Origin of the sequence: Streptomyces sp. NPDC057438 (assembly GCF_042802995.1) — a bacterium.
Classification (GTDB): Bacteria; Actinomycetota; Actinomycetes; order Streptomycetales; family Streptomycetaceae; genus Streptomyces.
Window position 1 is genome coordinate 207,702 of record NZ_JBHVDD010000001.1, and the last position, 13,846, is coordinate 221,547.

Consider the following 13,846-nt stretch of genomic DNA (forward strand, 5'->3'; position numbering starts at 1 on the left):
ATCCGGGACGCGACCTGGATGGGGGCGCACTCGAATCGAAAGGACCCGGAGAGCAATGCCTCCCAAGAAGAAGAAGGTCACGGGGCTCATCAAGCTCCAGATCAACGCCGGTGCGGCGAACCCGGCCCCGCCGGTCGGCCCCGCGCTCGGTCAGCACGGCGTCAACATCATGGAGTTCTGCAAGGCCTACAACGCCGCGACCGAGTCGCAGCGTGGCTGGGTGATCCCGGTGGAGATCACGGTCTACGAGGACCGCTCCTTCACCTTCGTCACCAAGACGCCGCCGGCCGCGAAGATGATCCTCAAGGCCGCGGGCGTGGAGAAGGGCTCCGGCGAGCCGCACAAGACCAAGGTCGCCAAGATCACCGAGGCGCAGGTCCGTGAGATCGCCACGACCAAGCTCCCCGACCTGAACGCCAACGACCTGGACGCCGCGTCGAAGATCATCGCCGGCACCGCCCGTTCCATGGGCATCACGGTCGAGGGCTGAGTCCCACCTTCGTAGCATCACGCGGCAGCCGTCAGAGCAGTCGCGCGTGGCAGGGCCTGCTCGGCCCGTACCACGACTCCTTTCAAGCACACACAGGAGCAGTTGTGAGCAAGCGCAGCAAGGCTCTCCGCGCTGCGGACGCCAAGGTCGACCGGGACAAGCTCTACGCCCCGCTCGAGGCCGTCCGTCTCGCCAAGGAGACCTCCACGTCCAAGTTCGACGGCACCGTCGAGGTCGCCTTCCGTCTGGGTGTCGACCCGCGCAAGGCCGACCAGATGGTCCGTGGCACCGTGAACCTCCCGCACGGCACCGGTAAGACCGCCCGGGTCCTGGTCTTCGCGACCGGTGACCGTGCCGAGGCCGCGACCGCCGCCGGCGCCGACATCGTCGGCTCCGACGAACTGATCGACGAGGTGGCGAAGGGCCGTCTGGACTTCGACGCCGTCGTCGCCACCCCGGACCTCATGGGCAAGGTCGGCCGCCTCGGCCGCGTGCTCGGTCCCCGTGGTCTCATGCCGAACCCCAAGACCGGCACCGTGACCCCGGACGTCGTGAAGGCCGTCAACGACATCAAGGGCGGCAAGATCGAGTTCCGCGTCGACAAGCACTCGAACCTGCACTTCATCATCGGCAAGACGTCGTTCGACGACACCAAGCTGGTGGAGAACTACGCCGCGGCTCTGGAGGAGATCCTCCGTCTGAAGCCGTCGGCCGCCAAGGGCCGCTACATCAAGAAGGCCGCGATCAGCACCACGATCGGCCCCGGCATCCAGGTCGACTCGAACCGCACCCGCAACCTCCTCGTCGAGGAGGACCCGGCCGCCGTCTGAGCCTGACGCTCACCGGCAGCCGCGTCGCGGTCGCACACCCGAGAACGAGCCCCGCAGCCTTTCGAGGCTGCGGGGCTCGTGTCGTTCGCCCGTCCGTCGTCCGCCCGTCCGCCCGTCCGCGCGGGAGCCGTAAAGCGCACGACAGCCGCCGCCCGTCGGCGCTAGCGTCCCTGCCGTTCCCACACGAGTGGGGCGTGAGGGTCCAGGGGGACAGATGAGGTTGGCCGGACACGGCTCCGTACGTCGTCACAGGGGCGGCGCCGGTATCGCCGTCGCGGCCGCGCTGCTCGGCGGTGCCACCGCCTGCGGCAGCACGGAGGCGGGGGCGGGGGCCGATACGAAGCCGAGGACGACCGCGGAGGCCGAGACGAAGCCGGGAACGCCCGCAGAGGCCGTGGCCCGGGCCGCGGAGCGGACGACGGACATCGCGTCGCTGCGCTACCGGGTGACGGGGATCCTGCCGGAGCACGGGAAGATACGGGCCGAGGCGGCGATGACCACGCGGCCGACCGCGATGCGCATGGACCTGACCGGGTGGGGCCCGACCGAGGACAAGGCCCTGGAGGTGCGGTTCACCGACGGGGTCATCTACGCCGAGGGGGACACGGCCGCCATCGGCGCCCCGGCGGACAAGAAGTGGCTCAGCGCCGGGCCGGCCGTGTGGGGACGGGGCGCGGCGGAGAACAACACGTACCGCGTCCTGCCCGGTCCGCTGGAGGCGAGCCCGCTCGCGCAGTCCACGCTCCTCACCGGCGCGAAGAAGGTCGGCGAGGTCGGCGCCGAGACGGTCGAGGGCAGCGGGACCACGCACTACCGGGGCACGGTCACCACCAAGAGCCTGCGGGCCGCCCGGACGGCCGCCCGGGACAAGGCGACCCGGGAGCTGCGGACGAGCAGTCTGGACCAGTTCATGATGCTGGGCATCGAGGAGACGCTCACCGTGGACCTCTGGGTCGACGACGACGGCCGGGCCAAGCGGTACCGGCTCAGGGGCGAGACCTACGCGCTGCAGGACGGGCGCATGGTCGACGGAGGCCCGCTCGACCTGACCGTCACCCTCCTGGACGTCGACCGGCCGGTGACCGTCGAGCCCCCGGCGGCCGAGGACACGGTCGATCTCGCCGAGCGGGTGGACGGGGCCACAGAGGGCTGAGTGGCGGCCTCCGGGAGCGGATTTGCCCGACCGGGACACGGTCCCGTACTCTTCCGGAGAAGCCAAAGACCGCTGGTCGTTGCCGTGTGCTCGTGAGAGGACACGGTGGCCGAAGGATCCGCTGAACCGCGGACGACCCGCGCAGGTGACTGTGGAAGTTGCTCCTGGTCCGGTTCCGTCCCGTACGGGATTCGTCCGGTAGAGCCACGCCCCGTGCGCCTGCGCCGGGGCGTTTCGTTTTCGCCAGCCCCTTCTGAGCGGTCCTCATCACCCGGAAGGAGGCCGACGCTCTATGGCAAGGCCCGACAAGGCTGCCGCGGTGGCCGAGCTCACGGAGCAGTTCCGTAGCTCGAACGCCGCCGTGCTGACCGAGTACCGGGGTCTCACCGTGGCGCAGCTCAAGACGCTGCGTCGTTCGCTCGGTGAAGACGCCCAGTACGCCGTGGTGAAGAACACGCTGACCAAGATTGCGGCCAACGAGGCCGGGATCTCGACGCTCGACGACCTGTTCAACGGTCCGACGGCGGTCGCCTTCATCACCGGTGACCCGGTGACGTCGGCGAAGGGTCTTCGTGACTTCGCCAAGGACAACCCGAACCTCGTCATCAAGGGCGGTGTCCTTGACGGCAAGGCGCTGTCCGCCGACGAGATCAAGAAGCTCGCGGACCTCGAGTCCCGCGAGGTTCTGCTCTCCAAGCTGGCGGGTGCCTTCAAGGGCAAGCAGTCCCAGGCTGCGCAGCTCTTCCAGGCGCTTCCCTCGAAGCTCGTCCGCACCGTGGACGCGCTCCGTGCCAAGCAAGAAGAGCAGGGCGGTGCCGAGTAACTCGGCTCGCGAAATGACCGCCGCCTGAGGCAGTCCGCCTCGGAAAACGGTCGTAGCGGGCCGTCGTACGCCCGCCAGACATGTACATCCCGGCACCAGCCGAATAAGTGGAAGGAAGCCATCGTGGCTCTCACCCAGGACGAACTGCTCGCCGAGTTCGAGGGCATGACCCTCATCCAGCTCTCCGAGTTCGTGAAGGCGTTCGAGGAGAAGTTCGACGTCACCGCCGCCGCGGCCGTCGCCGTTGCCGGCCCCGCCGTCCCCGGCGCCCCGGCCGAGGCCGCTGAGGAGCAGGACGAGTTCGACGTCGTCCTCACCGGCGCCGGCGAGAAGAAGATCCAGGTCATCAAGGTCGTGCGTGAGCTGACCTCGCTGGGCCTGAAGGAGGCCAAGGACCTCGTGGACGGCGCCCCGAAGCCCGTTCTCGAGAAGGTCGCCAAGGAGGCCGCCGAGAAGGCTGCCGAGTCCCTCAAGGCCGCCGGCGCCTCCGTCGAGGTCAAGTAAGGACGTACCGGTTCGCCGGTTCTCCTGGATCCGCGAGGATCCGTGCGCGACGGTTTCGAGACAAGCATAGAAAACTTGTTCGAGGCTGTAACGCGAACGTACCGAAGGGCGATCACCCAACTGGGTGGTCGCCTTTCGGCGTTCCGGGACGTCGTCGGACGGCTGCCTTGCACTGTCGGTGGCGACGAGTATGGTGATCTTCGTCGTGCCTCCGCCACCCCAGGTGACGAGCCGCGAGTGACGATCGCGGCACCCGGATCGGGCATGAGGGGCCTTGACGAACTGCACGCAGCGCGCAATTCTCAGGACGCGTCGTCACACCGATCCGAACTCCGAGGCATGGATCGACGGCGAAGAGGGCAGTATCAACGTGCGTTGAGGGCGTGGGCTTGCGTAGGTGTCGAGAACAACGAGGGTCTCAAAATACCCGCACTGGACATCAGTGTGCCAAGTGGCTACACTGACCCTTTGCGCTGCCTGTTAGCTGTCCCCTGCCCGTCACCAGGGGCATGCCCTCGCTTGAGCATCGACGAACAGACCATTCCCGACCTGGCCTTCTGGTCAGATCAGGAACAGCCTGCTCTCTTTGCGCATAAGAGGGGCCGGTACGCGCGTAGTGAGTCCGAGCCCTCGGAAGGACCCCCTCTTGGCCGCCTCGCGCAACGCCTCGACCGCGAATACGAACCCCGCCGCCAGCACTGCCCCGCTGCGCATCTCTTTTGCAAAGATCAAGGAGCCTCTCGAGGTTCCCAACCTGCTCGCGCTGCAGACCGAGAGCTTTGACTGGCTGCTCGGCAACACCGCCTGGCAGAGTCGGGTCGAGGAGGCTCTGGAGAACGGACAGGACGTCCCCACCAAGTCCGGTCTGGAGGAGATCTTCGAGGAGATCTCCCCGATCGAGGACTTCTCCGGGTCGATGTCGCTGACGTTCCGCGACCACCGTTTCGAGCCGCCGAAGAACAGCATCGACGAGTGCAAGGACCGCGACTTCACGTACGCGGCCCCGCTCTTCGTCACCGCCGAGTTCACCAACAACGAGACCGGCGAGATCAAGTCCCAGACGGTCTTCATGGGCGACTTCCCGCTCATGACCCACAAGGGCACCTTCGTCATCAACGGCACCGAGCGTGTCGTCGTGTCGCAGCTGGTCCGTTCGCCGGGTGTCTACTTCGACTCCTCCATCGACAAGACGTCCGACAAGGACATCTTCTCCGCCAAGATCATCCCGTCCCGGGGTGCCTGGCTGGAGATGGAGATCGACAAGCGCGACATGGTCGGTGTGCGTATCGACCGCAAGCGCAAGCAGTCCGTGACCGTCCTCCTCAAGGCACTCGGCTGGACCACCGAGCAGATCCTGGAGGAGTTCGGCGAGTACGAGTCCATGCGCGCCACCCTGGAGAAGGACCACACCCAGGGTCAGGACGACGCGCTGCTCGACATCTACCGCAAGCTGCGTCCGGGCGAGCCCCCCACGCGTGAGGCCGCGCAGACGCTTCTTGAGAACCTGTACTTCAACCCCAAGCGCTACGACCTCGCGAAGGTCGGCCGCTACAAGGTCAACAAGAAGCTGGGTGCGGAGGCTCCGCTCGACGCGGGCGTCCTGACCGTCGAGGACGTCATCTCGACGATCAAGTACCTGGTGAAGCTGCACGCGGGCGAGACCGAGACGGCCGCCGACAACGGCCAGACGATCGTCGTCGAGACCGACGACATCGACCACTTCGGCAACCGTCGTCTGCGCAGCGTCGGCGAGCTCATCCAGAACCAGGTCCGTACGGGCCTGGCGCGTATGGAGCGTGTCGTCCGCGAGCGCATGACGACCCAGGACGTCGAGGCGATCACGCCCCAGACCCTGATCAACATCCGGCCGGTCGTCGCCTCCATCAAGGAGTTCTTCGGCACCAGCCAGCTGTCGCAGTTCATGGACCAGAACAACCCGCTGTCGGGTCTGACGCACAAGCGTCGTCTCTCGGCACTGGGTCCCGGTGGTCTGTCCCGTGAGCGGGCCGGCTTCGAGGTCCGTGACGTGCACCCGTCCCACTACGGGCGCATGTGCCCCATCGAGACGCCCGAAGGCCCGAACATCGGTCTGATCGGTTCGCTCGCCTCCTACGGCCGCGTCAACGCGTTCGGTTTCGTGGAGACGCCGTACCGCCGGGTCACCGACGGTGTCGTCACCGACGAGGTCGACTACCTGACGGCCGACGAAGAGGACCGGTTCGTCATCGCGCAGGCCAACGCCACGCTCGACGACGACATGCGCTTCACCGAGAACCGCGTCCTGGTCCGCCGTCGTGGCGGCGAGGTCGACTACGTCCCCGGTGACGACGTCGACTACATGGACGTCTCGCCGCGCCAGATGGTGTCGGTCGCGACCGCCATGATCCCCTTCCTGGAGCACGACGACGCCAACCGTGCCCTCATGGGCGCGAACATGATGCGCCAGGCCGTGCCGCTCATCAAGAGCGAGTCCCCGCTCGTCGGCACCGGCATGGAGTACCGCTCCGCCGTCGACGCCGGCGACGTGGTCAAGGCCGAGAAGGCGGGTGTGGTCCAGGAGGTCTCCGCCGACTACATCACCACCACCAACGACGACGGCACGTACATCACGTACCGCCTGGCCAAGTTCGCCCGCTCCAACCAGGGCACCTCGGTCAACCAGAAGGTCATCGTCAACGAGGGCGACCGGATCATCGAGGGCCAGGTCCTGGCCGACGGTCCGGCCACCGAGAACGGCGAGATGGCGTTGGGCAAGAACCTGCTCGTGGCCTTCATGCCGTGGGAGGGTCACAACTACGAGGACGCGATCATCCTGTCGCAGCGCCTCGTGCAGGACGACGTCCTCTCCTCGATCCACATCGAGGAGCACGAGGTCGACGCCCGTGACACCAAGCTCGGCCCCGAGGAGATCACCCGGGACATCCCGAACGTCTCCGAGGAGGTCCTCGCCGACCTCGACGAGCGCGGCATCATCCGGATCGGTGCCGAGGTCGTCGCCGGTGACATCCTCGTCGGCAAGGTCACGCCCAAGGGTGAGACCGAGCTGACCCCCGAGGAGCGGCTGCTCCGCGCGATCTTCGGTGAGAAGGCCCGTGAGGTCCGTGACACCTCGCTGAAGGTGCCGCACGGCGAGATCGGCAAGGTCATCGGCGTCCGCGTCTTCGACCGCGAGGAGGGCGACGAGCTTCCCCCCGGTGTCAACCAGCTGGTGCGTGTGTACGTGGCGCAGAAGCGGAAGATCACCGACGGTGACAAGCTCGCCGGCCGTCACGGCAACAAGGGCGTCATCTCGAAGATCCTGCCGATCGAGGACATGCCGTTCCTGGAGGACGGCACCCCGGTCGACATCATCCTCAACCCGCTCGGTGTGCCGTCCCGAATGAACCCGGGACAGGTCCTGGAGATCCACCTCGGCTGGCTCGCCAGCCGCGGCTGGGACGTCTCCGGTCTCGCCGACGACTGGGCGAAGCGACTGCAGGTCATCGGCGCCGACTCGGTCGCCCCCGGCACCAACGTCGCGACCCCGGTCTTCGACGGTGCCCGCGAGGACGAGCTGGCCGGTCTGCTCCAGCACACCATCCCGAACCGCGACGGCGAGCGCATGGTGCAGCCGACCGGTAAGGCGAGGCTGTTCGACGGCCGCTCCGGTGAGCCGTTCCCGGACCCGATCTCCATCGGGTACATGTACATCCTCAAGCTCCACCACCTGGTCGACGACAAGCTGCACGCCCGGTCGACCGGCCCGTACTCGATGATCACCCAGCAGCCGCTGGGTGGTAAGGCTCAGTTCGGTGGCCAGCGCTTCGGTGAGATGGAGGTGTGGGCGCTGGAGGCTTACGGCGCCGCGTACGCCCTCCAGGAGCTGCTGACCATCAAGTCCGACGACGTGACCGGCCGCGTGAAGGTCTACGAGGCCATCGTCAAGGGCGAGAACATCCCCGAGCCCGGCATCCCCGAGTCCTTCAAGGTGCTCATCAAGGAGATGCAGTCCCTGTGCCTCAACGTGGAGGTGCTGTCCTCGGACGGCATGTCCATCGAGATGCGCGACACCGACGAGGACGTCTTCCGCGCTGCGGAGGAGCTTGGCATCGACCTGTCCCGGCGCGAGCCGAGCAGCGTCGAAGAGGTCTGACGGGAGTTCGGCGGCCTTCACCGCGAGAAGCATGAAGGCCGCCGGCCCCAGGACCCCCGTATCAGACCCCATGACTTACAACCCTGAGAGGGATTGACGCATAGTGCTCGACGTCAACTTCTTCGACGAGCTCCGGATCGGTCTGGCCACCGCTGACGACATCCGTCAGTGGAGCCACGGCGAGGTCAAGAAGCCCGAGACGATCAACTACCGCACGCTCAAGCCCGAAAAGGACGGACTCTTCTGCGAGAAGATCTTCGGTCCGACCCGGGACTGGGAGTGCTACTGCGGCAAGTACAAGCGTGTCCGCTTCAAGGGCATCATCTGTGAGCGCTGTGGTGTCGAGGTCACTCGCGCCAAGGTGCGCCGTGAGCGGATGGGCCACATCGAGCTGGCCGCTCCCGTCACCCACATCTGGTACTTCAAGGGCGTTCCGTCGCGGCTGGGCTACCTGCTCGACCTCGCCCCGAAGGACCTGGAGAAGGTCATCTACTTCGCGGCGTACATGATCACGTACGTCGACGAGGAGCGCCGCACCCGCGACCTGCCCTCGCTGGAGGCCCACGTCTCCGTCGAGCGTCAGCAGGTCGAGAACCGCCGGGACGCCGACCTGGAGGCCCGCGCCAAGAAGCTCGAGACCGACCTGGCCGAGCTGGAGGCCGAGGGCGCCAAGGCCGACGTGCGCCGCAAGGTGCGCGAGGGCGCCGAGCGTGAGATGAAGCAGCTGCGCGACCGTACGCAGCGCGAGATCGACCGTCTCGACGAGGTGTGGACCCGGTTCAAGAACCTCAAGGTCCAGGACCTGGAGGGCGACGAGCTCCTCTACCGCGAGCTGCGTGACCGCTTCGGCACGTACTTCGACGGCTCGATGGGTGCCGCGGCGCTGCAGAAGCGCCTGGAGTCCTTCGACCTGGACGAGGAGGCCGAGCGCCTCCGCGAGATCATCCGCACCGGCAAGGGCCAGAAGAAGACCCGTGCGCTCAAGCGCCTCAAGGTCGTCTCCGCGTTCCTGCAGACCAGCAACAGCCCCAAGGGCATGGTGCTCGACTGCGTGCCGGTCATCCCGCCGGACCTCCGCCCGATGGTGCAGCTGGACGGTGGCCGCTTCGCGACCTCCGACCTGAACGACCTGTACCGCCGTGTGATCAACCGGAACAACCGACTGAAGCGGCTTCTCGACCTCGGCGCGCCCGAGATCATCGTGAACAACGAGAAGCGCATGCTCCAGGAGGCCGTCGACGCGCTGTTCGACAACGGCCGTCGTGGTCGCCCGGTCACCGGTCCCGGCAACCGCCCCCTGAAGTCCCTCAGCGACATGCTGAAGGGCAAGCAGGGCCGTTTCCGTCAGAACCTGCTCGGCAAGCGTGTGGACTACTCCGCGCGTTCCGTGATCGTCGTCGGTCCGCAGCTGAAGCTGCACCAGTGCGGTCTGCCGAAGGCGATGGCGCTGGAGCTGTTCAAGCCGTTCGTGATGAAGCGGCTCGTGGACCTCAACCACGCGCAGAACATCAAGAGCGCCAAGCGCATGGTGGAGCGCGGCCGCACCGTCGTGTACGACGTCCTCGAAGAGGTCATCGCCGAGCACCCGGTGCTGCTGAACCGTGCGCCCACCCTGCACCGCCTCGGCATCCAGGCCTTCGAGCCGCAGCTGGTCGAGGGCAAGGCCATCCAGATCCACCCGCTCGTCTGCACCGCGTTCAACGCGGACTTCGACGGTGACCAGATGGCCGTGCACCTGCCGCTGTCCGCGGAGGCGCAGGCCGAGGCCCGCATCCTGATGCTGTCCTCGAACAACATCCTCAAGCCCGCCGACGGCCGTCCGGTGACGATGCCGACCCAGGACATGGTCCTCGGTCTGTTCTTCCTCACCACCGACGGCGAGCTGCGTGACACCAAGGGCGAGGGGCGTTCGTTCGCCTCCACGGCCGAGGCGATCATGGCGTTCGACGCCGGCGAGCTGGCGCTGCAGTCCGCGGTGGACATCCGCTTCCCGGTGGGCACCATCCCGCCGCGCGGCTGGACCCCGCCGGAGCGCGAGGAGGGCGAGCCGGAGTGGCAGCAGGGTGACAGCTTCCGTCTGAAGACCACGCTCGGCCGTGCCCTCTTCAACGAGCTGCTGCCCGAGGACTACCCGTTCGTCGACTACTCGGTGGGCAAGAAGCAGCTCTCCGAGATCGTCAACGACCTGGCCGAGCGCTACCCCAAGGTCATCGTGGCGGCGACGCTCGACAACCTGAAGGCGGCCGGCTTCTTCTGGGCGACCCGTTCCGGTGTCACCGTGGCCATCTCCGACGTCGTCGTTCCCGAGGCGAAGAAGGAGATCGTCCGCGGGTACGAGGCGCAGGACGAGAAGGTCCAGAAGCAGTACGAGCGCGGTCTGATCACCAAGGAAGAGCGCACGCAGGAGCTCATCGCGATCTGGACCAAGGCGACCAACGAGGTCGCCGAGGCGATGAACGCGAACTTCCCGAAGACGAACCCCATCTTCATGATGGTCGACTCGGGTGCCCGCGGAAACATGATGCAGATGCGTCAGATCGCCGGTATGCGTGGTCTGGTGTCGAACGCCAAGAACGAGACCATCCCGCGTCCCATCAAGGCGTCCTTCCGCGAGGGCCTGTCCGTCCTCGAGTACTTCATCTCCACGCACGGTGCCCGTAAGGGTCTGGCGGACACCGCCCTGCGTACCGCCGACTCGGGTTACCTGACCCGTCGTCTGGTGGACGTCTCGCAGGACGTCATCATCCGCGAGGAGGACTGCGGCACCGAGCGCGGTCTGAAGCTGCGGATCGCCTCGAAGGACGAGGCCGGCATCCTGCGCAAGGCCGAGGACGTCGAGACCAGCGTCTACGCCCGCATGCTCGCCGAGGATGTCGTCATCGACGGCAAGGTGATCGCGCCGGCCAACGTGGACCTGGGCGACGTGCTCATCGACCAGCTCGTGCGCCACGGTGTCGAGGAGGTCAAGACCCGCTCGATCCTGACCTGTGAGTCCAAGGTCGGCACGTGCGCCATGTGCTACGGCCGCTCCCTGGCCACCGGCAAGCTGGTCGACATCGGTGAGGCGGTCGGCATCATCGCCGCCCAGTCCATCGGTGAGCCCGGTACCCAGCTGACGATGCGTACCTTCCACACCGGTGGTGTGGCCGGTGACGACATCACGCAGGGTCTGCCGCGTGTCGTCGAGCTGTTCGAGGCCCGTACGCCCAAGGGTGTCGCGCCGATCTCCGAGGCGGCCGGTCGCGTCCGCATCGAGGAGACCGAGAAGACCAAGAAGATCGTCATCACGCCGGACGACGGCAGCGACGAGACGGCGTTCCCGATCTCGAAGCGCGCCCGTCTGCTGGTGAGCGAGGGCGAGCACGTCGAGGTGGGCCAGAAGCTCACCGTGGGTGCCACCAACCCGCACGACGTGCTGCGCATCCTGGGTCAGCGTGCCGTCCAGGTCCACCTGGTCGGCGAGGTCCAGAAGGTCTACAACTCGCAGGGTGTGTCGATCCACGACAAGCACATCGAGATCATCATCCGGCAGATGCTGCGCCGCGTGACGATCATCGAGTCCGGCGACGCCGAGCTGCTGCCCGGTGAGCTGGTCGAGCGCTCGAAGTTCGAGACCGAGAACCGTCGTGTGGTCCAGGAGGGCGGTCACCCGGCCTCCGGTCGTCCGCAGCTGATGGGTATCACCAAGGCCTCGCTGGCGACGGAATCCTGGCTGTCGGCCGCCTCCTTCCAGGAGACGACCCGAGTCCTGACGGACGCGGCGATCAACGCCAAGTCCGACAGCCTCATCGGCCTCAAGGAGAACGTCATCATCGGTAAGCTCATCCCGGCCGGTACGGGTCTGTCCCGCTACCGCAACATCCGGGTCGAGCCGACCGAGGAGGCCAAGGCCGCGATGTACTCGGCCGTCGGCTACGACGACATCGACTACTCGCCGTTCGGCACGGGCTCCGGCCAGGCCGTTCCGCTGGAGGACTACGACTACGGTCCGTACAACCAGTAGGCGAGCGGTGGTAGTTGCTTGAGTTGAGGGGCGGTCACCTTCGGGTGGCCGCCCTTCGGCGTGGGTACGGGTGTTCGGTGTGGCAGAACCGCAACAGAACCGGGGCGGGGAACCCGTGCTCGGGGGCGGGCGTTGGAGCATCATGGAGGAACAACCAGTCCGGGGGAGTGTTTCTCGTGTCGAACCCGTCATGGCAGCCGATTCCGTGGCAGCAGCCGCAGGGCAATGCTCCGTCGATGCTCGCCGCACACGCCGACCGTGAGCGTGCCGTGGATGTACTGAAGGCCGGGTTCAGCGAGGGCCGCCTTCCGCAGGACGAGTACGAGAGGCGTATCGAGAGGGCCTACAGGGCGCGCACAGTGGGGGAGCTGTCCCTTCTGGTCGCCGACCTGCCCCAGGGGCCCTCAGGGATGCAGCCGACCGTCATGGGCGCTCCGGTGCCCCGGACGTTCATGCCGGCGCCCCTGCCGCCCCCGATGACCAACGGCAAGGCCGTGGGCTCCATGGTGTGCGGGGTGCTCACCACCATGACGATGGGGCTCACCGGCATTCCCGCGGTCATTCTCGGCCACACCGCCCGCGCCGAGATCAGGCGTACGGGCGAGGGGGGCGACGGCTTCGCGCTGGCCGGGATCATCCTCGGCTGGCTCTCCGTGGCCGGCTGGGGCCTCTTCCTCCTCCTCATCGCCATTCTGGAGACGTCCGCGAACCCCTGATCCGGGGCCGCGTCCAGGAGTTCGGGAGGGGCGCGGGACTGCGCCGGTCGCCGGTTCCGCCGTGCGGGCGCCCCCCTCCTCAAACCACCGCCCGCCCATTTGTTTTGACCGTAGCGAATGAGGTAGGTACGCTCAGACCTTGTGCCTGGGGTGTGCCCTGGCTCTCGTGCGTGCCTTCAACCGCACAGGGGGAGCCGTAAGCGGCCGCCGTACTCTGCGCCCTTTCTGCCTTGCGGCGGGAGTCTGCAGTTTCGACACACCCGACCGCGTGGGTCGGCGAATGTTCCAGGTTAGCTTCACCATTCGGCACACAGAAACCGGAGAAGTAGTGCCTACGATCCAGCAGCTGGTCCGTAAGGGCCGGCAGGACAAGGTCGAGAAGAACAAGACGCCCGCGCTCGAGGGTTCGCCCCAGCGTCGTGGTGTCTGCACGCGTGTGTTCACGACCACCCCGAAGAAGCCGAACTCGGCCCTGCGTAAGGTCGCGCGTGTGCGTCTGACCAGCGGGATCGAGGTCACCGCTTACATTCCGGGTGAGGGACACAACCTGCAGGAGCACTCCATCGTGCTCGTGCGCGGCGGCCGTGTGAAGGACCTGCCCGGTGTTCGCTACAAGATCATCCGCGGTTCGCTCGACACCCAGGGTGTCAAGAACCGCAAGCAGGCCCGCAGCCGCTACGGCGCCAAGAAGGAGAAGTAAGAATGCCTCGTAAGGGCCCCGCCCCGAAGCGCCCGGTCATCATCGACCCGGTCTACGGTTCTCCTCTTGTCACGTCGCTGATCAACAAGGTGCTGCTGAACGGCAAGCGCTCCACCGCCGAGCGCATCGTGTACGGCGCCATGGAGGGCCTGCGCGAGAAGACCAGCAACGACCCGGTCATCACGCTGAAGCGCGCCCTGGAGAACATCAAGCCGACCCTCGAGGTCAAGTCCCGCCGTGTCGGTGGTGCGACGTACCAGGTTCCGATCGAGGTCAAGCCCGGTCGTGCCAACACGCTCGCGCTGCGCTGGCTGGTCGGTTACTCCCGCGCCCGTCGCGAGAAGACCATGACCGAGCGTCTGCTCAACGAGCTTCTCGACGCGTCCAACGGCCTCGGTGCCGCTGTGAAGAAGCGCGAGGACACCCACAAGATGGCCGAGTCCAACAAGGCCTTCGCGCACTACCGCTGGTAGTCGCTCCCCCCATCGAGACCGA

Annotated in this window: 10 protein-coding genes; all 10 read left to right on the forward strand. The window is 66.8% G+C overall.

The features are described from left to right. The first annotated feature begins 55 nt into the window (after window positions 1-55). Complete coding sequence (rplK, locus tag ACFU5F_RS01000) at window positions 56-490, forward strand: 50S ribosomal protein L11 (protein WP_005481290.1); 435 nt, start codon at window positions 56-58, stop codon at window positions 488-490. Between the two features lie 104 nt (window positions 491-594). Then, on the forward strand, window positions 595-1,320 hold the full coding sequence (rplA, locus tag ACFU5F_RS01005; protein ID WP_383880146.1) for a 50S ribosomal protein L1: 726 nt from the start codon (window positions 595-597) through the stop codon (window positions 1,318-1,320). Window positions 1,321-1,534: 214 nt separating this feature from the next. After that, window positions 1,535-2,473 (forward strand): hypothetical protein, encoded by a 939-nt coding sequence (locus ACFU5F_RS01010; RefSeq protein ID WP_383880148.1) that lies wholly within the window; start codon window positions 1,535-1,537, stop codon window positions 2,471-2,473. A gap of 292 nt (window positions 2,474-2,765) precedes the next feature. Then, entirely contained in the window at window positions 2,766-3,296 is a 531-nt protein-coding gene (gene rplJ, locus ACFU5F_RS01015; RefSeq protein ID WP_020113849.1) for a 50S ribosomal protein L10, read from the forward strand. Window positions 3,297-3,416: 120 nt separating this feature from the next. Next, a complete protein-coding gene (rplL, locus tag ACFU5F_RS01020) occupies window positions 3,417-3,800 on the forward strand; it encodes a 50S ribosomal protein L7/L12 (RefSeq protein WP_107118189.1) in 384 nt (127 codons plus the stop codon). Between the two features lie 646 nt (window positions 3,801-4,446). Further along, complete coding sequence (gene rpoB, locus ACFU5F_RS01025) at window positions 4,447-7,932, forward strand: DNA-directed RNA polymerase subunit beta (protein ID WP_045559441.1); 3,486 nt, start codon at window positions 4,447-4,449, stop codon at window positions 7,930-7,932. Between the two features lie 103 nt (window positions 7,933-8,035). After that, a complete protein-coding gene (locus ACFU5F_RS01030; RefSeq protein ID WP_383880150.1) occupies window positions 8,036-11,935 on the forward strand; it encodes a DNA-directed RNA polymerase subunit beta' in 3,900 nt (1,299 codons plus the stop codon). A gap of 236 nt (window positions 11,936-12,171) precedes the next feature. Beyond that, window positions 12,172-12,651, forward strand: a complete 480-nt coding sequence (locus tag ACFU5F_RS01035; RefSeq protein ID WP_383880427.1) for a DUF1707 and DUF4190 domain-containing protein — start codon at window positions 12,172-12,174, stop codon at window positions 12,649-12,651. A gap of 328 nt (window positions 12,652-12,979) precedes the next feature. Further along, on the forward strand, window positions 12,980-13,351 hold the full coding sequence (gene rpsL / locus ACFU5F_RS01040) for a 30S ribosomal protein S12 (RefSeq protein WP_003948652.1): 372 nt from the start codon (window positions 12,980-12,982) through the stop codon (window positions 13,349-13,351). A 2-nt stretch (window positions 13,352-13,353) separates the two neighbouring features. Next, complete coding sequence (rpsG, locus tag ACFU5F_RS01045) at window positions 13,354-13,824, forward strand: 30S ribosomal protein S7 (RefSeq protein ID WP_005481264.1); 471 nt, start codon at window positions 13,354-13,356, stop codon at window positions 13,822-13,824. The last annotated feature ends 22 nt before the right edge of the window (window positions 13,825-13,846 follow it).